This window comes from Bacillus sp. FJAT-29790 (assembly GCF_019039215.1).
In the GTDB taxonomy this organism is placed as follows: domain Bacteria; phylum Bacillota; class Bacilli; order Bacillales; family Cytobacillaceae; genus Cytobacillus.
In genome coordinates this window covers 358,159-379,786 of record NZ_JAHNZZ010000001.1, presented here as the reverse complement: position 1 = coordinate 379,786, position 21,628 = coordinate 358,159, and the positions used below count along the sequence as shown (strand labels likewise).

The 21,628-nt window shown below is 39.5% G+C and carries 17 protein-coding genes and 1 pseudogene; all 18 read right to left on the bottom strand.

What is annotated here, in order from left to right:
- Nucleotides 1-40 precede the first annotated feature (40 nt).
- The 18 genes and pseudogenes from ftsA to bshC all read right to left on the bottom strand — a co-directional run bounded on the left by ftsA (nt 41) and on the right by bshC (nt 21,366).
- A complete protein-coding gene (ftsA, locus tag BGM26_RS01845; protein ID WP_217038038.1) occupies nt 41-1,321 on the bottom strand; it encodes a cell division protein FtsA in 1,281 nt (426 codons plus the stop codon).
- 121 nt (nt 1,322-1,442) lie between these two features.
- Nucleotides 1,443-1,846, bottom strand: a pseudogene (locus tag BGM26_RS01840) (small basic family protein).
- Complete coding sequence (locus BGM26_RS01835; RefSeq protein WP_217040598.1) at nt 1,846-2,523, bottom strand: DUF881 domain-containing protein; 678 nt, start codon at nt 2,521-2,523, stop codon at nt 1,846-1,848. Before BGM26_RS01835 ends, BGM26_RS01840 begins: the two are co-directional and overlap by 1 nt.
- A 307-nt stretch (nt 2,524-2,830) precedes the next feature.
- Nucleotides 2,831-3,556, bottom strand: coding sequence for a DUF881 domain-containing protein (locus BGM26_RS01830; RefSeq protein WP_217040597.1), 726 nt, complete (start codon nt 3,554-3,556; stop codon nt 2,831-2,833).
- On the bottom strand, nt 3,504-4,295 hold the full coding sequence (locus BGM26_RS01825) for a cell division protein FtsQ/DivIB (protein ID WP_217038036.1): 792 nt from the start codon (nt 4,293-4,295) through the stop codon (nt 3,504-3,506). Before BGM26_RS01825 ends, BGM26_RS01830 begins: the two co-directional genes overlap by 53 nt.
- Before the next feature lie 441 nt (nt 4,296-4,736).
- Entirely contained in the window at nt 4,737-5,645 is a 909-nt protein-coding gene (gene murB / locus BGM26_RS01820; protein WP_217038035.1) for a UDP-N-acetylmuramate dehydrogenase, read from the bottom strand.
- A gap of 64 nt (nt 5,646-5,709) precedes the next feature.
- The gene (gene murG, locus BGM26_RS01815; protein WP_217038034.1) at nt 5,710-6,813 is read right to left on the bottom strand and encodes an undecaprenyldiphospho-muramoylpentapeptide beta-N-acetylglucosaminyltransferase; all 1,104 of its coding nucleotides are present in this window, start codon (nt 6,811-6,813) and stop codon (nt 5,710-5,712) included.
- Nucleotides 6,814-7,111: 298 nt separating this feature from the next.
- Entirely contained in the window at nt 7,112-8,212 is a 1,101-nt protein-coding gene (gene spoVE / locus BGM26_RS01810; protein WP_217038032.1) for a stage V sporulation protein E, read from the bottom strand.
- Nucleotides 8,213-8,423: 211 nt separating this feature from the next.
- A complete protein-coding gene (gene murD, locus BGM26_RS01805; RefSeq protein ID WP_217038031.1) occupies nt 8,424-9,776 on the bottom strand; it encodes a UDP-N-acetylmuramoyl-L-alanine--D-glutamate ligase in 1,353 nt (450 codons plus the stop codon).
- Nucleotides 9,777-10,751 (bottom strand): phospho-N-acetylmuramoyl-pentapeptide-transferase, encoded by a 975-nt coding sequence (gene mraY / locus BGM26_RS01800; protein WP_217038030.1) that lies wholly within the window; start codon nt 10,749-10,751, stop codon nt 9,777-9,779.
- Complete coding sequence (locus BGM26_RS01795; protein WP_217038028.1) at nt 10,748-11,209, bottom strand: hypothetical protein; 462 nt, start codon at nt 11,207-11,209, stop codon at nt 10,748-10,750. The genes mraY and BGM26_RS01795 overlap by 4 nt, the downstream gene beginning before the upstream one ends.
- 1 nt (nt 11,210) lies before the next feature.
- On the bottom strand, nt 11,211-12,671 hold the full coding sequence (locus BGM26_RS01790) for a UDP-N-acetylmuramoyl-L-alanyl-D-glutamate--2,6-diaminopimelate ligase (protein WP_217038027.1): 1,461 nt from the start codon (nt 12,669-12,671) through the stop codon (nt 11,211-11,213).
- Nucleotides 12,672-12,971: 300 nt separating this feature from the next.
- Nucleotides 12,972-14,891 carry a stage V sporulation protein D gene (locus BGM26_RS01785; protein ID WP_217038026.1) on the bottom strand — a complete coding sequence of 640 codons (1,920 nt, stop codon included), beginning with the start codon at nt 14,889-14,891 and terminating at the stop codon, nt 12,972-12,974.
- A gap of 119 nt (nt 14,892-15,010) precedes the next feature.
- Nucleotides 15,011-17,248, bottom strand: coding sequence for a penicillin-binding protein (locus tag BGM26_RS01780; protein ID WP_217038024.1), 2,238 nt, complete (start codon nt 17,246-17,248; stop codon nt 15,011-15,013).
- Nucleotides 17,248-17,613, bottom strand: a complete 366-nt coding sequence (gene ftsL, locus BGM26_RS01775; RefSeq protein ID WP_217038023.1) for a cell division protein FtsL — start codon at nt 17,611-17,613, stop codon at nt 17,248-17,250. The genes BGM26_RS01780 and ftsL overlap by 1 nt, the downstream gene beginning before the upstream one ends.
- Nucleotides 17,614-17,842: 229 nt before the next feature.
- Complete coding sequence (gene rsmH, locus BGM26_RS01770) at nt 17,843-18,775, bottom strand: 16S rRNA (cytosine(1402)-N(4))-methyltransferase RsmH (RefSeq protein WP_217038022.1); 933 nt, start codon at nt 18,773-18,775, stop codon at nt 17,843-17,845.
- 134 nt (nt 18,776-18,909) lie between these two features.
- Nucleotides 18,910-19,341: a division/cell wall cluster transcriptional repressor MraZ gene (mraZ, locus tag BGM26_RS01765; RefSeq protein WP_217038020.1), complete on the bottom strand. Its 432-nt coding sequence runs from the start codon at nt 19,339-19,341 to the stop codon at nt 18,910-18,912.
- A 390-nt stretch (nt 19,342-19,731) separates the two neighbouring features.
- Nucleotides 19,732-21,366: a bacillithiol biosynthesis cysteine-adding enzyme BshC gene (gene bshC / locus BGM26_RS01760; RefSeq protein WP_217038019.1), complete on the bottom strand. Its 1,635-nt coding sequence runs from the start codon at nt 21,364-21,366 to the stop codon at nt 19,732-19,734.
- Nucleotides 21,367-21,628 lie beyond the last annotated feature (262 nt).

Genomic DNA, 21,628 nt, shown 5'->3' with positions numbered 1-21,628 from the left:
TTCGCTTTTTAAAATATAAATGCCTCTATTCCAAACCTAGCTATTCGAAAAAGTATCCGAGGAACTTCTTAACTCTTGATGTTATTTTTTCCTCCGGTTGTTTTTCCGGCTTTGTTTTTGGTTGCGGTTGTTTTTGAACGCGCTTTTCTTTTTCTGGCACGCTTACAGGTGCTGGTAATTTTCTTCCTTGAATCTTTGCATTTTTGTAAGCAAATTTAATTAACCCGACAGCTGTAGCAAATTGGGGCTCCCGAACGCCAATGTAATCTGGGATTGCGATTCGGACCCGGTTTTGAAAGATCACCTGGGCTAATTCAAGAATTCCCTGTGTATTGGCAACCCCGCCTGTAAGGACAAAGCCACCAGGCAAGTCGTGCGCACCTAGGCGTTTCACCTCATTTTGGATGAGATCAAAGATTTCTTCCATTCGCGCCTCAATAATATCAGATATTTCCAATTGGTTGAACTGCTGATGTTGATCACTCCCGATAATCGGAACACTGAAAACTTCATCTTCAGAGGCATGATCATAAAAAGCATACCCATATTTTACTTTAATTTTTTCTGCGTCCTCTGTGGATGTGCGAAGGCCGATCGAAAGATCCTTCGTAATATGGTCGCCTCCTACTGGAAGGACACTTGTTGCTTTCAAAAATCCCTGTTCAAACAAGGCAATTGTCGTCGAACCTCCGCCAATGTCTATAAGGGCCACGCCAAGATTTTTTTCATCTTTTGATAAAGCATAAGCACCAGCAGCTAACGGCTGCAGTGTAATATCAAGAATTTCCAGGCCAGCACGCTCAACGCAGCGTAATGTATTATGTAGAATGGTTTTCGACCCCGTAATAATCGTGCCTTCCATTTCAAGACGTACTCCAATCATCCCACGAGGATCATTAATTTCATCTAATCCATCGACAATGAACTGCTTTGGAATGACATCGATAATATCTCTTTCCGGCGGGATAGAAACTACTTGGGCTGCATCTATGACTCTTGCAACATCGTCATCCGTTATTTCCCTATTTTCGCTAGAAACGGCTACAACACCATGTGAAGGTTGCAGCATCACATGATTGCCAGTAATGCCTACTATCACATTGGTAATTTCCATTCCTATCATTCTTTCAGCCTGTTCAATTGCCTTTCTTATTGAATGAACGGTTTCATCTATATCTACGATCGATCCCTTTCGTAAGCCTTCTGACTTCACGCTGCCAACACCAATAATATTTAAAGAGTCGTTGACCATTTCCCCAATGATTACTTTTACACTGGATGTACCGATGTCAAGACTAACATATATTTCATTGCTGTTCATTCTTTGGCACCTCCTTTAGCAATTCCTTCATTTGATCAACTAAAACTCCATTTTAGCTAGCTGTAGCACTCGACAGGCGTTACAGCTTTTCTTTTATTCATTTTAATTTGTATTAGATGTATTAAATATTCGTCAAAACTAATAATTTCCCTTTATAAAAAATTACTTTTTTTCTATTTTTTCACGGCTTGATGACCATTTCGTCAAAAGGATTCTTCTAATAACCGCAATATTTTGAAATAGTCGAACCCCAAATGCAAAAACTGCCGCTAAATATAAGTCTACACCAAGATGGACACCTAGAAAAGCCAAACTTGCTGCAAGTAAAATATTGAAAAAGAAACCTGATACAAAGACTTTTTCATCATAGATATTTTGAAGCTGGGCACGGATCCCGCCGAAAAGTGTATCAAGCGCTGCAAGGACAGCAATTGACAGATAGTTCGAGTATTCATCAGGGACTTTAATTTCCGTAAGAAACCCAAGTATAACTCCTATGATTAACCCCAATATTGGAAGCCACATTATGAATTGCCTCCTTTTTCAGGTTTCACAGGCTCCATATCACGAATCCTGATTGGATTCTGATAGGCGGGAATTGAAATAGTTCCCTCCGGTTTAATTATATTTACCCGAAGGTTGTCCACAAAAAATTCATCTGCCGATTTCGACACTTGCATCCGATTATAAAGTTTTTCTGCTTCTTGCCCATTTTCAGCTATGACCTTTATTTCAAATGGCAAGCGGGTAAGAGAATGACCGTCAATTTTTGTTACATTGTTTATATCCCGAATAACGGTCGTATTAATAATTCGCTGGTTATCGATTGATATATGCTGTGCATCATACATATTCAGCTCATTTACAAGTCTTTTTAATAAATCTGGAGAGACAGAGGAAACTGATTCTCCAATCAGGAGTTCCTCCATAACAGGCTCAATTGATAAAATAATGCCATATCCCTTCACTTCACTTAGCCCCGCTTCTGCTTTCAACTCCTCCAATGTATCCCGCAAAACCTGTTCTTTGCTTTGTTTAAGCTCTGTTTCATATTTAGCGATCTTCTCTTCATTCGAACGAACTTCACGAATTAATTTTAATTGAAGTTCATTTTCTTTTAGGACATCCTCCCTAAGCTGCCATGTATCCCGTGTATCGCGGACAACCGGCTCTTTCACCGTTTGGAATTGAATGGCAACCATAAAACCAATAACGATAGTGATAAGTGTAAAGCTAATATTTTTTTTATTACTGTCCACGTTTTTCACCTTACTTTCCAAACTTAGTGGACGATGTAGGAAATGTTCGAAATCAATTCGCCTTGGCGTATTTGCGCCCAGATTTTTTCCTTAGCTTGCTCGATAAATTCCTTTAAAAATCTGAGGCATCCGCCGGAGGCTTAACTTTATTCAGCCGGGGGTTGAACCCCCACTGAGTTGGATACCCTTTTGCATTCATCTCGCCACATATAGAAGTGAAGACTTCTGCTGAATAAAGTTAGACTTATCACTAGCTCCCTAGTAAAGGATCGATGGAAATTTCAGTTTTCTTCTCAAGGGCGAACTGAATATTTTCATTTACTAATGAATCCTTGACACCGCCTGTTAAGTTTAGAGCAGCAGCTAAGACATCCGCATCCCCTATCGCAGTGATAACAAATGGAGCCGGATGCTGATAGCCATCGACTTCGATCACTGGCCCGTTACAGAGAATATACGAATTATGGGATAATCTTTGCCCGTTAATTGCTACCGCTTGCGCCCCCGAGATATACAGCTCATTTATCACTTTAAACACATGGTGTTCGTGAACGATATAATTATTAATATTTTTTTCATTGGGATTATACGCCCCATCAGTAAGTGTCACTTCTACACCTTGTCCTTTTACTTTAATTTTTCCAAGATACATTCTGAATTTCTCCGCATCTTCAGCAAGATTAAAATAAATTTGCGCTTCCTGGGACAATTCTTTTTCAATTTCCTGCACTCTTTCTCGTTTGGCATTTAATTCACTCTGTAATAAGCGGTTTTTTTCCTCAAGTGAAACTAATTGATTACGAAGCTCCAAGTCCCTTTCCCACTGTTTTCCAGTCACTGTTGATTTTTCACTTTGTGTAAGATGATAGGAAAAAGCAATCATATAGCCAAGAACAAGAAAAACCAGTGAAAAAATGACATGGTTACCCTTCACTCTCTTTTTCTTCTTCAATCTTATCAGCTCCCTCCTGCTCATAAGCTTTAAAATAAGAGCCGACTTCCAAGTCAATAATTCCCTTTTTTTCGGGATCTAATTGACTGACGATTGAAGGATAATGCGCCATTTTTTCTGAAAAACTTCTAACCGTTGCACTTACCTCATAACCATCATTCATAAAAAGGGTTAAATGAAAAGCATCTGTGTTTTTGGGCGTATGGTGGATTTCTGAAATTGAATTTAGGACCTCTTCTCGCAAAATCTCGAGTTCCTTAATCATCCCATTAAGGACATTTCCTTGTGAGAAACCAATAAGGATAGGTGCATTCGCAGGAATCCCAGAAATCTTATCATCATTTAGGATTTTTCCGTTCTCAATTACAGGCAAATAACTTTTCTCTTTCATTATGTAGGCTATTCGTTTGTATTCCTCTAAAGTAATGGTAACCGTATTCGGCAAGGTAATTTGAACCTTAGCCGTTTTTATCTCAGGTAACTTTATAAGCTTCCCCTCGATAGCCTTGTCTTCAACCTTCCAAACATTCGTCTTTTCATTAAGACCGCTTATTGCAATCAATTCGTCATAACTGTAAATAGAGTTTCCTGTAACATTAATTTTATTAATATGACTTAACGGTGATTGAAAATAAATAACAAAGGCGATAAGCGAGAAAAAGAAAAGCAACAAAAGAATAAGCCTTCGATTCGCCTTTTTTCGCCTTTGCTGTTTTAGTTTAGGAATTCGATCCTCTAGGGAGACGACCTTTCCTTTTTCCATTCAAATTCACCTCACACGAAAAGCGTAAGGCGCCTGCTTATCGGCGCCTGAACCTATCAAATTCGCCTTGGCGTATTTGCGCCCAGATTTTTACCTTAGCTTGCTCGATAAATTTCTTTAAAAAATCTGAGACATCCGCCGGAGTTTGAACCCCCACTGAATTGGATACCCTTTTACATTCATCTCGCCACTTATAAAAGTGGAAGACTTCTGCTGAATAAAGTTAAAGCTTTCAAACTTCAGAAAACCCTTCATACTTTGATTAAATAAGCCGGCTTTTTCTATTTTTCCTCACTCATTATTCTTCGGAATTTCCTAAAGGATAATGAGAAAACAAAACAGCGTATGTTTATGCCTTTTATTATCATTTTTTCAAGGATTTATTCATTTCTAATGAGTAATTATATCACAACAAATGGATCAAGTGAGGATTATTTCCCGTTACTTTCGACCGATTATTTCCACTTCTGTTTCAATTTTTATGTTGTACAGATCACGAATTGTATCCTTGACATGCTGAATCAATGCTAAGACATCCTCTGCTTTAGCATTTCCCGTATTGACGATAAAGTTTCCATGCATGTCAGATATTTTCGCTCCACCTATGGAATACCCTTTTAATCCTGCATCCTCAATCAGTTTTCCGGCATAATTTGGCAGCGGGTTTCTAAATATGCTGCCCGCACAAGGGAAATTCCACGGCTGTGTCTCTTTCCGATAGTCCTTGTTTTTTTGCATAGCCGCAAAAATAATGTCCTTATCGCCAGCCTCTAACTGAAAAACAGCTTCGATTACTACACCGGGGCGTTTATTTTGAAGCACGGACGTTCTGTAGGAGAATGACATTTCCTCATTCGAAAGCCACTCCACGTTTCCATCTTCAAATAAGACGAGGACTTTTGTTAATATTTTTGAGATGTCAGACCCGTGTGCGCCGGCATTCATGTAAACAGCACCGCCTACGGAACCAGGGATTCCGCTTGCAAATTCCAGACCTGACAATCCTTTTCTGCTTATTTGTGTGGAAAGGCTTATTAATGAGTAACCTGCCCCAACTTTTACTTCTGTTCCATTTACTTCTACTTCAGACAAGCCTGAACCAAGTTTGATGACCGCGCCAGCAATTCCTTTATCTGAAACAAGTAAATTTGAACCTCTACCAATCGCTGTCCACTCCACGTTATATTCGTGAATAAGCTCCATTGTTTTTTTTATATTTTCGATTGAAGAAGGCTCTATAAACAAATCGGCGGGCCCGCCAATTTTCATAGTAGTATGATTAGCTAATAGTTCATTTTCCTTCACTTGGCCAATGTTTAATTCTCTGAGCTTAAATATTAATTCGTTCATAAATACCTCCCTTTCTAGGATGAATTTAGAGTTGTTACTATGTTATGCAGTTATTTCAATTGGGCTACTTCCCTTTTGTCTTCACGAGTTCTTCCATCAAGTGAAAAAGCCTTTTTGCCGCGTCTGGAATACCGAGTTCCCTTGCAGCCATTTTCATTTTCGTTAATTTATCTTCATCCATTAATATTTGATCCATTTGATCAATCAATTTTTTGCCTGTCAACTCTTTTTCTAATAAAAGTTCCGCTGCACCATGGTCACTTAATGCCCTCGCATTTTTCTCCTGATGGTTATTTGTCACATACGGACTCGGGATAAGGATGCTCGGAATTCCGAGAGAAGTTAATTCGGCTAATGTCGTCGCACCTGCACGAGCCACAGTCAAATCTATTCCTGCAAGGACTTCAGGCATATTATGAATAAACGGTTTAATTACGACATTTCCCGGGCTGCCGATTAATTCCACTTCTTTCTTAACTTCTTCATAGTGGGCATCCCCTGTTACATATAAAACTTGGTACGGTTTTTCGCCCAATTCGGTTAAGGACTTTAAGACTGCTTCATTGATGGGTTTAGCTCCCCTGCTTCCTCCAAAAATTAAAACGACTGGATTATTCGTTTTTAACCCTACAGAAAATCTGCCTTTTATTCCATCCTGTCCAAGAACTTCAGAAGCTCGGGGATTCCCTGTTAAAACAACTTTTTCTGCGGGGAAGAATTGAATCGCTTCATCAAAACAAACAGCAATCTTGTCTACATATTTACTAAGAAATTTATTCGTCAATCCTGGCACACTATTTTGCTCATGGATAATCGTAGGGATGCCTAGCTTGGCAGCCGCATAAACGACCGGGCCGCAAACATATCCTCCTGTTCCAATGACAACATCTGCCTTAAATTCCTTGAGCATTTTTTTACTTCTATTAACACCTTTCAAGAACCGGTAGACGGTTTTTATATTTTCTAAGGAGAGCTTTCTTTTAAAGCCTGTAATATGTATTGATTTAAAAGGGATGTTTTCCCTTGTAACAATTTGACTTTCCAATCCTTGCTCAGTCCCAATGTATAAAAACTCTGCATCCTTTGTTTCTTTCTTTATTTCTCTAATAAGGGCAAGGGCCGGATAAATATGGCCGCCGGTCCCGCCACCGCTTACAACTATTTTCATTTTTCCACCTCATAGAAGAGTGTAATTATTTTTGTGTTCTGTTTTTGTTTAAAGGAAATTAGGTGTGAAAAAATTCACTTCAACTCTTTATCCTATTCTACTATATAAAAACAAATGAGTAGAAACAGATAACGTATTGACATGGAAATGTAATAAAGATCATTGCTTTTTTTGTAAATATTACCTATTAGTGAACGAAAAGATGTTTTTTTACCCCGTAATTAGAAAAACTCGCCGATTGGCGAGCCTTGGAAGGCAAAGACGGAGAAAAAAAAGAACTAGGCTATATAAAGCCAAATTAGTAACGGGAATAACGGCTAATATTCAGAAGCACCCCTATTGCCATGAGCATAAGGGTTAAGGAGGAACCTCCATAACTAATAAACGGCAGTGTAATCCCTGTAACAGGCATTAGACCTGTGACAACTCCGATATTAATCATTACCTGAATAGCAATCATGGCAACGATCCCAACTGCTAATAAACTTCCGAAAAGATCCGGCGCACCTAGAGCAATCCTAATTCCTCTCCACAGTAAAAGCGCAAACAAAAGAATAACGAATGAACCCCCGATAAACCCAAGTTCTTCAGATAAAATAGCAAAAATAAAATCCGTTTGCGGCTCAGGAAGATAAAAGAATTTCTGTCTGCTTTGACCGAGTCCTAATCCAAATAATCCCCCTGGCCCGATCGCATATAAAGACTGGATGATTTGAAATCCGCTTCCTAATGGATCTTCCCATGGATCTAAGAAGGACGTAATTCGTTTAATCCTGTACGGAGCAGACAGGACAAGAGCCGCAAAGCCTAAAAGACCTAGAAGCCCAAGAAAAAGGAAATGTCTAATTCTCGCACCAGAGATAAAAATCATAACGACACTTGTGCCAACCATAACAGTGCCCGTACCTAAATCCGGTTGGCACATGATTAATCCGAAGGCTAAAAAAACAATTCCTAAAGACGGAACAACTCCTTTTTTAAAGGAAGTGATCAGCTTTTGCCGCTCGGACAGGAACTTTGCCAAAAAGGCAATCATTGCAAGTTTCATAAATTCTGATGGCTGAATCGAAAAAGCCCCGACACCTATCCAGCTCCTAGACCCGTTTCGCACGTTACCAATTCCAGGTATAAGTACTAACAGCAATAAAACGAAGCAGATAATGATGATTACCTTTGCCCATGTCTTCCAAGTCCAATAATCGATATTCATGATGAAAAACATGGCGAAAATACCTACTGCCGCAAAAAGCATCTGCCTTTTGGCAAAGAAAAAGGAATCATTGAATTTATATTCCGCCCATATAGCGCTTGCACTGTATACCATTGTTAATCCTACAGTAAGCAACATCAAAACAATAATTACTAATATAAGATCGGGAGTCGTTCTTTTTGTCGGCAAAGCAACACACCTCGAATGCAAGAATTAGGGCTTGCAGTTGCTTATAGCTGAACAGGTGGAACTTAAATCTAGGATTCGGCTTCTCGCCGATTGCTTCCAATTCCACCTCTCACCTCTCGCCTCAAGTTGAACAAAAACTCTCGATGTGTTAACGATGTTTAAAAAGCAACAATATTTTACGAAAACAGTTTCATCTAAACCTGACAAGCCCTCACTTAAGCTTATGCACCGCTTGTATAAAAATGTCTCCCCTGACCTCAAAAGTTTTATATTGGTCCCAGCTGGCACAAGCAGGTGATAACAAAATGACGTCACCTTTTTCGGACAACTCGAAGGCTGCGGGAACGGCTATTTCCACATTATCGACACGCTTGATTGTTTTTATTCCTGCACGTATGGCTGTCTGTTCTATTTTTTCGGCTGTTTGACCAAAGGTTACAACTGCCTTTACATTATTCAGATACGGAATAAGCTCATCAAATCCATTCCCGCGATCTAAGCCCCCTGCCAGTAAGATAATGGGCTCCTTAAAGGCTGTAATGGCATTTTGGGTGGCCAATATATTCGTTGCTTTCGAATCATTATAAAACTTTCTACCTTCGCGCTCACACACGAACTGAAGACGATGCTTAACTCCTGTGAATGTATTCAGCACTTTGAAAATTGCATCATTTTCGACCCCGGACAGCTTAGCAGCTACGACAGCTGATAATATATTTTCCAGATTATGAGACCCGGGCAATTCGATGTCTTTCGTCGCAATCACTTGTTCATTATTAAAATAAATCCAGCCGTCCTTAACAAAAGCACCTCTATCTAGTTCCCTTTTCGTTGAGAAAGGAATGGTCTGCGCATTTGAAGCATTGGCAATCGCCAGCACTTCCTCTTGCTCAGCATTGACAATAAAAAATTCAGTTTCGGTTTGATTTTTTGTAATATTTGCTTTCGCTTGAACGTATTCTTTTCTTGTCCCATGATAATCAAGATGGGCATCATAAAGATTCGTTAAGATTGCTATTCCCGGTTTAAATTCAGTAATCCCCATTAGTTGAAAAGATGACAGTTCAATCACAATTGTGTTTTCTTCAGTTGCTTCCTGGGCGACTTCGGAAGCAACCATACCGATATTTCCTGCAATAAGAGGCAGCTTCCCGCCGATTCTTAACATCTCAAAAATTAGTGTCGTTGTTGTCGTTTTTCCGTTCGTACCGGTAATCGCTATAAAAGGCGCTTCCGATATTTCATAGGCAAGCTCGACCTCTGTTATGACAGGAATCCCTTTTTCCATTGCCCTTTTAATCATCGGGTTTTGGTAGGATATTCCAGGATTCTTTACGATTAATTCAAAACCTTCATCCAGCAGCTCAATTGGATGTTCCCCGCAAATGACAGTGATCCCAGACTCAAGAAGACCCTGTGCCTCAGGATTTTCCGACAGGGGTTTATAATCATTAACTGTAACAAATGCATCTAACTTATGTAAGAGTGCCGCAGCACCCACTCCGCTTTTTGCCAATCCCAATACTAATACTTTTTTATGACGATAGTGTTTGATCTGTTTCAATTACATCCACACCTCGATATAGATTCCAAGAATCGCACATAGCAAGCCAATCGTCCAAAACGTGACAACTACTCGCCATTCCGACCAGCCTACTAATTCATAGTGGTGGTGTAATGGACTCATTCGGAAGATTCTTTTTCCCGTTGTTTTAAAGGAAATCACCTGTAAAATAACAGAAAGCGTTTCGATGACAAATACGCCACCTATAATAATTAATATGATTTCAAGCTTAGTAAGAATCGCAATGGTAGCAATGGCTCCTCCTAATGCAAGCGAGCCTGTATCACCCATGAACACTTTTGCAGGGTGGGCATTAAAGACAAGGAAGCCTAGAACCGCACCTGAAACAGCAACGGAAAAGATCGATATTTCAAATTGTGACAGATTCCATGCTAATACAGCAAATGCTCCAAAAGCGATAGCAGCTGTTCCCGATAAAAGGCCATCTAACCCATCGGTAAGGTTAACTGCATTTGAAAACCCAACAAGCCAAAAAATGATAAAAAAGACATACGTCCATCCTAAATCAAAGGAATATGAAGTCAGTGGAATATGAATTTCAGTCGAAAAGTCACTTTGCTGGAAAATAAAATAAAAAATAACAGAAATAATGACTTGCCCGATCAGCTTTTGTATAGAAGTTAACCCTAGATTTCTCTTCAGCGCGACTTTAATAAAATCATCGAGGAATCCGAGGAATCCAAATCCAAGGGTAACTAAAAGCAGCATATAAGTCTTTACAGTCGGTTCCGAAAACTTTCCTGTCATAACGAGTGTGGTAACCGTTATGGATAGAAGGATCATAATTCCCCCCATTGTCGGAGTACCGGATTTCTTCAAATGTGATTGCGGCCCTTCTTCCCGAATGCTCTGGCCAAATTTCAATCTCCTTAAGAAGGGAATAAATAAAGGAGAAAGTAAAACAGTAATTAAAAAACCCATTAATATTGTGAAAAAGATAACTTTCTCCATCATTTTGCCCCCTCCCTTCCTTGCTGGAGCTTTTCAGAAATCGCGTTTATTTTTTCTGCCATCACAGCAATATCATATGTTGATTGATTTTCTTTCAGACGCATTTCATCTATAAAAAGGAAATTCGTCACTTCTTTTAGTAATGTTTTTTCTTGATTGATTTTTTCTGTATATAGTTCCATCATGTCCTTTAAGCCTTTCAATAAGTCATTTGTAAAAAATATTGGGAAATGATTAGGCGTATACCTAGGGATATTCTTCCCTTCCTTCCACAATGCAGCAATCGCTCCATTTTCTATGGCTTCTTCCATCTCCCCGGAATTCCCTTCGAAAGGAATAAAAATCCCTTTTGGCTGGGGCATAGCTGAATTCGTCGCTACCGTATGAAAAAACAGCTCATGATCCTGTATTCCTTTCACATTCGGAAACAGTTTCGCTAAATCACCATACGTTAAAAACATTTTATCGCTCCTCTATCGCCTCTTTTGCAACAAGACGGTCATCAAAATCAAATATTCGATTCCCGATTAGCTGGTATGTTTCATGACCTTTGCCTGCAATTAGAATGACATCGTCTTTACCGGCTGTGTTAACGGCATAATGAATTGCCTCTTTACGGTCAAGAATTATCTTGTAGCTTTTTCCTTTAGCGCCATCTTCCATATCTTTTAAAATCTGGATTGGATCTTCACTTCTTGGATTATCTGAAGTGAAAATTGGATCCGTGCTAAGCCGGCAGGCAATTTCAGCCATTAGAGGCCTTTTGGAACGGTCTCTGTCCCCGCCACAGCCTACAATGGTGAAAACACGCTTTTTCGCAAATTGGTTAACTGTCTTTAACGCATTTTCTAAACTATCAGGGGTATGTGAATAATCGACGATAACGGAAAAGTTCTGTCCGGCATCCACCGTTTCAAACCGGCCGGAAACACCCCTCACTTCTTCAATGGATTGAATGATTTGTTCGATCGGGAGTCCTGAGGCAATCCCTGCCCCGATTGCAGCCAATACATTATATACACTGAATTTTCCTATCAGCTGCAGCGATACTTTGTATTTGCCGAATGGGCTCAATAAATCAAAGGATGTTCCTGTCGCTGTCATTTGAATATTGATAGCTTGAAGGTCCGCTTGATTATCAATTCCGTATGTTAAGACATGGACGGCTGTTGCCTTTATATACGCCTGAGATGCTAAATCATCCACATTTATGATCGCATATTTCGGCATAGTATATGAAAAGGCACTACCAAGCTGGGAAAATAAAAGACCTTTGGCTATTCGATATTCGTCCATTGTTTTATGATAATCCAAATGATCCTGCGTTAAATTAGTGAATACTGCAAGATTGAAATCACATCCGTGAACCCTTCCTTCATCTAAAGCATGGGAAGAAACCTCCATTACCGTTGATTCAACGCCCACATCGACCATCTGTTTAAAGATGCGCTGAAGTGTCAAGCTTTCTGGAGTTGTGTTTTTCACCTCATAGCTTTTTTCGCCAATTTTCGTATACATTGTACCGATCAGTCCTGTCTTTCTGCCGGCATCAGAGAGAATCTTTTCAATTAAATGGCTTGTCGTTGTTTTTCCATTCGTACCGGTAATTCCGATCAGGTGGAGTTTATGACTCGGCTGTCCGAAAAAAGCATCCGCTAAAACAGCCATTGCCCGCCTCGTATTTTGGACGACAATTACAGGGACAGGCAATGCCAATTCTTTTTCAGAAATTACCGCTGCTGCACCATGGGTAACAGCTGATGCAGCAAAGTCATGACCATCAACGGTAAAGCCTTTTATACAAATAAACAAGCTGCCTAGCTGGACGTTGCGACTATCGTTTTCAATTGAAGAGATGTCAGGATTTTCCCCGGTATACGCCATGTATGGCTGCAGTTGATGTAATAGCGTATGTAATTTCATTTCATTCATCCCCTTCATTAAAACAAAACTATTCCCAAACATTCGTTTTGCAAAATAAGAGAAACAGCCAATTTCATCGCGATTTTCATTTTACATGAAAAGCTGATTTTTCGCCATTTGTTTTATAAATCGAAACTTTCACAATGTGGATTTTTTGACAACAGAACGTGCTAGGGCAGACGTCGCGGTTTTAGTCCGCCTTCCTCCACCAGCGATGGTAACTTCAACCAACATGAGAAGGGCGGCGTTTGCAATATGCCGCCCAATACTAAAATATTGCAAATTACCTTATTAACTTCGTTAGTCCTTTTTATCGAAATAAAGCCTAATTGTTGATCCTTCTTTTAACTTTATTCCCGGTTGAGGTGTTTGCTTTACCACTTTATCTCCATTACCACTTGCATCAATTTTTAAATTAATAAATAATTCACCAAGTTCCTGTTTCGAAATACCCACTAAATCAGGAACTTCAATCATAGGAACATCCGGCCAAGTCAGTTTTTTCTCGATTTGGTTTTTCCTCGGTTTTACACCCATTGCCCGCAAGCTGTCTTCCATAATATTGCCGACGATTGGTGCAGCAACAACTCCCCCAAATTGAACGGTTCCTTTTGGATTATCTACGGCTACATAGACGACAAGCTGTGGATCATCTGCTGGGGCAAACCCGATAAATGATACGACGTGGTTATTTTCGAGATATCTTCCACCTTGTGCTTTTTGTGCTGTCCCAGTCTTTCCACCGACACGGTAACCGTCAATAAAGGCCTTCCCGCCCGTTCCTTGAGCAACGACACTTTCGAGTGCATATCTAATTTGTTCCGATGTTTCTTTAGATATAACTTTCCGTTTAGCGGTAGGTGCTTTTCTCATGACAATTTCACCAGTTCTAGGATCAATTAGTTCCTTTGCGACATATGGGGTATACAATGTTCCGCCATTTACTGCTGCAGATAGGGCAGCAACCTGTTGAATAGGTGTCACAGAAACTCCCTGGCCAAAAGCAGTTGTCGCCTGTTCAACAGGGCCGACACGATCAAGTTTAAACAAAATCCCTGATGCTTCACCTTGAAGATCGATACCTGTCTTTTCCCCAAAACCAAAATCACGAATGTATTTAAATAGGGTTTCTTTTCCTAATCTTTCACCTAGTTCAACGAAACCCGGGTTACAGGAATTTTGCACAACTTCTAGGAATGACTGACTCCCATGTCCGCCCCTTTTCCAGCATCTTAATCTCGCACCGCCGACTTTGACATATCCAGCGTCATGAAAATGATCCTTCTTCAGATCAACCTTTCCTTCTTCAAGCGCAGCTGCCAATGTGATGATTTTAAACGTAGATCCAGGTTCGAACGTACTCCAAATCGGGAGATTCCGATTATAAATATCTGGAGAAACATTTCTAAAGTTGGCGGGATCGAAATCAGGCTTGCTTGACATCCCTAAAATTTCGCCATTATTGGGGTTCATAGCAATCGCAATAATCCCATCTGGATGATAGGTTGCTTCGGCAATATCCATTTCACGTTCAATAATGGTCTGGACCTTCGAATCAATTGTTAGCTTTAAATCCATCCCATCCTCAGGCGGATCATAATCATCAGCCATATCATTCATCCGCTCACCTTTTGCATTTGCATAAAACTTGACAGAGCCTTTTTTACCGTTTAGTTCTTTATCATAAAATAGTTCCAGTCCCATTAGGCCTTGGTTATCAATTCCGGCAAATCCGAGCACATGTGACAGATAGTTACCGAAGGGATAATGACGCTTTGAATCTTCACCAATATAGACACCATCTATTTCCAATGCTCTGATTTCCTTCGCCTTTTCATGAGAAATTTTTCTGCCTTTTGTTAGCCTTACATCTTTTTCTTTTTGAGTAATCTCCTTGTAAACTTGTTCTTTAGACGTATTCAGGACAGCAGCTAGTTTCACCGCTGCATCTTCAGCATCTTTTATCTGTCTTGGCACGACATATACGGTAGGGGCGCTGACATTCGTTGCTAGTGGAACACCATTCCGATCAACAATTTGCCCTCTTTCAGGTTCAAAAGGGATATCCCTGCTCCATAATTCCTTCGCCCCATCGGTCAGGGCAGTTCCTAAGAAAAATTGGACATATCCAAGTCGAAAATCAATTATAAAAAAAATGAGAATGCCTACTATTAAAGCTACCGTCAACCGTTTTCTTACAGTTACATTTGAAACACGCATGTACGAACGAACCTCCTTAGATTATGGCTCGTTTCAATATATGCTTGTACCTTTTTGAATAGAATAAGAAAAGCGGAGTTCGCATACTTATTGGAGACGTGCTAGACAATAGAAAAAAACTAATCCTGCACTTCGATTACTTCTTCTTGGTCGTCTTCTAATTGCTCCTCCCCATTTATGAATTTTTGAACGGGCTCCTCTAATTCAACAATTAAATATTCTCCTTCACTAATGGAAGGACCAGGCTTTAAGTTTTGTTTGATTACATAGCCACTGCCAACCGAATTTAATTGCAGGTTGCCCACTTTCGCAATCTTCATTACGTCCCTTAACGACCATCCAGTCATATCAGGTATCGTTAATTTTCCATCCGTTCGAATAACTACCCTTTCCCCTGCAAGCAAGCTGGCGTTATCCCCTGGGAGTTGACTAGCCACTTTATTTCCCTGACCGACAATGATCGGATTGAAACCTTCGCTATTTAATTTTTTTATAGCATCCTCCGAAGTCATGCCAATGACATTAGGAACTTTTCCAAATTGGGCTTTCGTTTGTTGAATGGGCTCGATATTCAAATATTGAAGACTACTCTTCATTACAGGGTTGAAAATTTTCGAAACCGGATCTGATCCATTTGTATGAATATCCATTTTCGGCTGTTGAACAGCTACATAAATGATTAATTTAGGATCATCCTTTGGAGCCATCCCCAAAAAGGAAAAGACATAGTTATTACGCCCTACTAAATAACCTCCTCTTGGATTAGGAATTTGCGCTGTTCCGGTTTTCCCTGCCACTTCATACCCTTCAATTTTATAATGTTGCCCCGTCCCCTTTGGTGAGGAGACTACGGTTTCCAAAATATCTCTCACTTGTTTTGCCGTATTTGCTGAAATCGGACTGCTGACTACTTCTGGTTTTGTAATCTTTACCGACCCATTTTCATTCGGATCTACTATTTTTTTGATCACATGGGGTTTCATCATTTTTCCATCATTAGCAATTGCTGTGGCTGCTTGGATTTGCTGAATCGGCGTAATGGCGGAACCCTGCCCAAAGCCAGTCGTGATTTTTTCCAATGGCCAATTATATACGATTTTGCCACCCGTTTCATGCGGTAATTCAATCCCTGTTGGCTGGTCAAGTCTAAATTTTGTCAGATATTCTCCAAAGCTATCAAAACCAAGCTTTTCCTTTACAAGCTTCGCAAAAGCAACATTCGATGAACGCTGGACTCCTTCTAAAAAGGTGATTGAACCCCATCCCCGGCCTTCGTTCCAGTCACGAACGGGTCTCGACTTTGAATCAACAGCATATTGCCCCGACTTGAACCATTCATTTGGATTAAAGACACCTTCTTCAATCGCCGCGGCTAATGTGAATATTTTCATTGTTGATCCCGGTTCAAAGGAGTTCTCTATCACTTCGTTATGCCAGGTTCGCTCAATCCCTTCCTTCGTTTTTGGATGGAAAGAGGGCCTTTGGGCCATTGCAAGAATATCCCCTGTTTTCGGATCTGCCACGACTGCAACCATTTTCTCCGGCTGATATTCTTTATCCACTTTATTCATCGAATCTTCAAGGAATGTTTGAATTTTCTTATCGATGGTCAAGTAAATTTCCTGCCCATTGATTGCAGGGGTAACTTTCTCCTTTCCATCTGATAGTAAATAACCCCAAATATCGCTTTCATAATTGAACTTTCCGTTTTTTCCTGTTAGTGCCTCGTTTAGGCTTTGTTCAAGCCCAAGCATGCCAACAGTATCCGTTTTACCTTCCACATTTTCTTTCTTCTCAACATACCCTACTAAATGGGATGCAAAAACCCCATTCGGATAAAACCGTTTGGAATCTCTGATAAATGTAATTCCTGGCAGCTTCAATTCCTCTATCTCTCGCTTCGTTTGATTGGATAGATCCCGCCCCGCTTTACCAAATTCTACTTGAAAAGGCTTCTCATTCTTTTCTGGGTTTACCTTCGTTAAGTTTCTATAAATCTCCGATTCTTTCATATCTATAACCTTAGCAAGTTCCCTTGCAGTTTCTTCTGGATCGACGACATGCTTTGGCTTTTTGGGGTTATTTGTCATCTTTTCATCCAAAATAGCAACGAGTTTGTAAGTGTTTGTATCCTCAGCAATCACCTCGCCATTTCGGTCATAAATGGTTCCCCGTTTTGCTTCGATAACTTTTTCTTTTTCATACTTTTGCTGAGCTTTTGCAGCGAGAACTTGTCCTTTAACCTCGCCTGTCATTTGGATAGAAACAAAGCGAAAAAGTAAGACAAAAAAGAGCAGGCAAAATATTACAAATAATATCGCTGCTCCAAAATTAATATTCGGCTGTTTTTTTAACATTAATCTTGCACAACCTTAACGTTATTTTCATTTAATGTAAGCCCCAGCGCTCTTGCTTTGTCCCAAATACGTTCATATGTACTTAGTTCACTTACTTGCATTTCAAGATCGCTATTTGCTTTATTCTGCTCCTGAATAGCTACTTTTGTATCCTGAATATCTTTATTCATTTCATAAATAGCTGCTTGGTTCGAAACAATATGAACGGCTCCGAAACAAACCATTCCCGAAAAAACTAAACCGATAAGTTTTTCCCCAGGAGAAAGCCAAGGATTTCTTTCCGTTGCTTTTTTTGGTGCTTGAACCATTTGTTTTTTTTGTTCGTGCTGTTGCTCTTGCTGTAGCTTCCGTGCTAGATTTCCCATCATTACCCCTCCTGTGTTTGCGTTTTCGCTTTTATATTAAATTCGCCTTGGCGTATTTACGCCCAGATTTTTACCTTAGCTTGCTCGATAAATTCCTTTGAAAAATCTAAAGGCCCGCCTTAGGCTTAACTTTATTCAGCCGAGCTTTGAACCGCCACTTAATTGGATACTTGTTTGTATTCATATCGTCACTTATATCGTTTAGAGACTTCTGCTGAATAAAGTTAATTTATATTTTTTCTGCAACCCTTAATTTTGCGGATCTTGCGCGGTTATTATGTTCAAGCTCCTTGTCAGATGGAAGTATTGGCTTCCTCGTTATTAATTTAATAATCGGTTTGTACTCATCAGGAATAACAGGCAAGCCATGGGGAAGGTTTGGTGTCTCGCTTGCTTTTTTAAATGCAACTTTACATATCCTGTCCTCAAGGGAATGGAAAGTAATGACACTGATTCTTCCGCCAGGATTTAAGATATCAATTGCCTGCTGCAATGATTTCTCGAATACACCAAGCTCATCATTTACCGCAATTCGGATTGCCTGAAAGACTCTTTTTGCAGGATGACCGCCCTTTCTTCTTGCAGGGGCCGGAATAACTTCCTTTATGAGTTCAACAAGCTGACCTGTAGTTTCAATTGGAGCAACAGCTCTCGTCGCTTCAATTTTTCTTGCGATTTGCTTGGAGAACTTTTCTTCCCCATATCGAAAGAAAATTTTCACTAAATCAGCAAAACTCCAATTGTTCACGACATCATAGGCAGAAATGTGCGCCTCTGTATCCATTCTCATATCAAGTGGTGCATCATTATGATAACTAAAGCCGCGTTCCGGGGTATCTAATTGGGGAGAAGATACACCTAAGTCATACAATATGCCATCCACTTTATTTACACCCAATTTTTCCAATTCTTCCTGAAGATATTGAAAATTACTCTTAATAATTGTAATTCTGTCTCCATATTGTGAAAGCTTTACTTTTGCATGTGCAATCGCTGTATCATCTTGATCGAAGGCATAGAGCTTCCCTTTATCCGATAGCCTAGACAAGATTAACTCACTGTGTCCGGCTCCGCCTAGCGTACAATCTACATATACACCGTCAGGATTAATATTCAAGCCATCAACCGTTTCTTTTAACAATACTGTTGTATGTTCAAACATAGTTGTCCACCTTTCTAAAGGTGGGAGACGTGATGAGAGATTGGAGATAATTGGCGAGATAGCCAACTCCTTTTATTACTATTTCTTGTTCTCACCTTGATGCTCCCTTGAAATGTATGCTTTCCACATTTCATTTAAATATCGAACCCAATCATATTTTCCGCAATATCAGCAAAAGAGCCCTCTGATTCTGCAAAATAATCTTCCCAAAGATGTTTGCTCCAGATTTCAATGCGATTCGAAACACCTAAGACGACACACTCTTTTTCCAATTTTGCATATTGTTGAAGCGGGGAAGCAATATTTATTCTTCCTTGCTTATCGATTTCACATTCTGTTGCACCTGAAAAGAAAAATCGGGTAAATGCACGGGCGTCTTTTTTCGTGAGCGGCAAACCTTTTAGCTTTTCTTCAAGCAGTGTCCACTCACTCATTGGGTAGCCAAACAAACATTGATCTAGTCCACGCGTCAATACAAAGTTTTCGCCTAAATTGTCACGGAACTTAGCCGGCACGATCAAACGGCCCTTATTATCAACGTTATGATGGTACTCCCCCATGAACATACCCACTAACCCCACTTTCCTACTTCAATGTACCACAATCCCCCACTTTCCTCCACATGTTTTTACTAATTCTCGCACTGGATTAAAAATCCTTCACTTTTAGGATAAAAACTTCTTTTTTTCATTCGTCTTTTCCCAACAAAAGCTAGCATGGTGTTGATTACATCTCTTTTCTTCAACAAAAAAAGACTTCATCCCATTAAGGATAAAGTCTTTTTTTGTTGAGATTTCACAGTTAAATTCATTGTTTAAGGCTGTTTTTGTTTATATTGTTGTTATAGCCTTCAAAGTTTGCCCGTTGATTTCCGCTCCAATCAACTCAGATTATAAAATAAAAATTCACATTATAAAAGCTACTAACTTTACGAAAACAGCTTCGTTTTAAAAAAGTTAGATTTTAATTACCTTATGAGTCCCATCAAAGCTAAAAGAACATTTGAGCAACTCATTCATAAAATTCAACCCATATTGATTCAGGTAAAATAAGCCGTTTGCAATTCTTTCTTGGGGAGCCCCATTTGGCCGAAGGGCATTTCCAACCCGATCATATTTGCGAATAACCACTTCGTGTTTCATTTGCACGGAGTTTTCTAATTTAGATTTCAAAAACTCGATTTGTTTTAATAATAATTCTTCATTTTTCTCAAATAAAGGAACAAGCCCTTTGTCTTCTTGTTTCATATATTCTTCGATCAAACGGTAATTTTGAAAAAGGTCCTGCTTTGTTTTTCGGAACAGGCTTTCAAGGTTTTGATCTTTTAATGATTGAATAAACTCTTCCTTTGTCTTTTCAGTCCCAAAAGTTAACGTTTCTTGCAAATTAAGCTCAAGCTCATTCATGTCTGTTTCAATTGATCGGTCCAGAAAAGTCATATTTAATCGGGGAACGATCGGCGGCATTTTAAGCCCAAACATTTCAAATACTTGCTTAAGTTCAGCCCAGTATGCAATTTCCCCTGGTCCCGCTATGAAAGCAAGCGTTGGAAAAAGCCATTCCTGCATCAACGGCCTCGTCACAACATTATTACTTAGTTTTTCGGGAAATTCGCCTGCAATTTCAGACATTTGTTCCCAAGAAAATTGAAAGAAGCCATCCTTTCCAATAAACAATTTTTTATCATCGTCATATTCAAGAAGGACTCTTTCTTTATTATCTTCATCATAATAAAAAAGATTGACGGCCTTGTCACTTATTTCAATCGTATTTGAATAGCCGGCATGCGCAAGTTCATCCTGCTGGCGTTTTACGCCTTTCGTAATTTCTTTAAAGCTTTTCATTTGCTTTATAAAAAATTCCTTCTCAATTGTGCGTATTTTCTCGTCACCAGAATCGATAATCAGCAACCCGGAATCTTTAAACAAATACATGATAATATAAGCAAATAAATCAACAAATGATTTCGATTCCGAAATTGCCTTCTTCATAACTTGATGCAATTCCTTCGTGTGTGCGGTTTCTCCAAACGATTCAATAATCTCTTCAGCCCAATTTAAACATACCTCACGGTCGATTTGGACATTTGATACCATCCTTTTATCAAGAACCTTTTCCGGATAAACTCTTTTTTCTAGTTTATGATCTTTTTCGATATATACATGATTCACTTCTTGATAATCATGATCTTCGCCGGCAATCCAGAAAACAGGAACGACCGGAATATTCAGTTCTTCTTCTTTCTGTTTTGCAAGTGCGATGATGGAAATGATTTTATGGATTGTATACAATGGGCCAGTTAATATCCCAGCCTGCTGCCCACCAATGATAACGGCACTATTTTCCTTTTTCAATTTTTCTAGAGATCCTAAAACTTTCTCAGAAGTTGGAAATCCCGCCATAAACTGTTCAATATGTGCAGCTAGTTCTTTTCTCATGAATGAACGGTCTTTCAATTCATCTAGCCGATTTTTATATTCTACAATATCATTATAGCGATAATGGAAATAGCGCTGAATGTCCTCAGTTTGTGCCATGTATTCTGTTGCAAACCGGTTTGTTGCCGGCAATGAGAGATTTAACATCTCCATTTAAGAACTTCCTTTCTTGTCACCAATTTTCATATACTAATCGATATATGGATAACCCCAACATGTTATGTTTCACCATCTGAGTATAGCATTGTCAGAAATGAAAAGAAAAAAACTTTGCTTATCTTCCTCACCAATCAAATTCGTATTAGCGTATTTGCGCCCAGATTTTCACCTTAGCTTGGTCGATTAATTTAATGAAAGGCTGTTTTCGCATATATTGTTGTTTTTAGCCTTCAAAGTTTGCCCGTTGATTTCCGCT

What these genes read in the sequence shown, in the direction of transcription:
- ftsA (WP_217038038.1), bottom strand. Translation starts at nt 1,321, where the DNA reads ATGAACAGCAATGAAATATATGTTAGTCTTGACATCGGTACATCCAGT.
- BGM26_RS01835 (WP_217040598.1), bottom strand. Translation starts at nt 2,523, where the DNA reads ATGGTTGCCATTCAATTCCAAACGGTGAAAGAGCCGGTTGTCCGCGAT.
- BGM26_RS01830 (WP_217040597.1), bottom strand. Translation starts at nt 3,556, where the DNA reads ATGAGCAGGAGGGAGCTGATAAGATTGAAGAAGAAAAAGAGAGTGAAG.
- BGM26_RS01825 (WP_217038036.1), bottom strand. Translation starts at nt 4,295, where the DNA reads ATGGAAAAAGGAAAGGTCGTCTCCCTAGAGGATCGAATTCCTAAACTA.
- murB (WP_217038035.1), bottom strand. Translation starts at nt 5,645, where the DNA reads ATGAACGAATTAATATTTAAGCTCAGAGAATTAAACATTGGCCAAGTG.
- murG (WP_217038034.1), bottom strand. Translation starts at nt 6,813, where the DNA reads ATGAAAATAGTTGTAAGCGGTGGCGGGACCGGCGGCCATATTTATCCG.
- mraY (WP_217038030.1), bottom strand. Translation starts at nt 10,751, where the DNA reads ATGATGGAGAAAGTTATCTTTTTCACAATATTAATGGGTTTTTTAATT.
- BGM26_RS01795 (WP_217038028.1), bottom strand. Translation starts at nt 11,209, where the DNA reads ATGTTTTTAACGTATGGTGATTTAGCGAAACTGTTTCCGAATGTGAAA.
- BGM26_RS01790 (WP_217038027.1), bottom strand. Translation starts at nt 12,671, where the DNA reads ATGAAATTACATACGCTATTACATCAACTGCAGCCATACATGGCGTAT.
- BGM26_RS01785 (WP_217038026.1), bottom strand. Translation starts at nt 14,891, where the DNA reads ATGCGTGTTTCAAATGTAACTGTAAGAAAACGGTTGACGGTAGCTTTA.
- BGM26_RS01780 (WP_217038024.1), bottom strand. Translation starts at nt 17,248, where the DNA reads ATGTTAAAAAAACAGCCGAATATTAATTTTGGAGCAGCGATATTATTT.
- ftsL (WP_217038023.1), bottom strand. Translation starts at nt 17,613, where the DNA reads ATGGGAAATCTAGCACGGAAGCTACAGCAAGAGCAACAGCACGAACAA.
- rsmH (WP_217038022.1), bottom strand. Translation starts at nt 18,775, where the DNA reads ATGTTTGAACATACAACAGTATTGTTAAAAGAAACGGTTGATGGCTTG.
- mraZ (WP_217038020.1), bottom strand. Translation starts at nt 19,341, where the DNA reads ATGTTCATGGGGGAGTACCATCATAACGTTGATAATAAGGGCCGTTTG.
- bshC (WP_217038019.1), bottom strand. Translation starts at nt 21,366, where the DNA reads ATGGAGATGTTAAATCTCTCATTGCCGGCAACAAACCGGTTTGCAACA.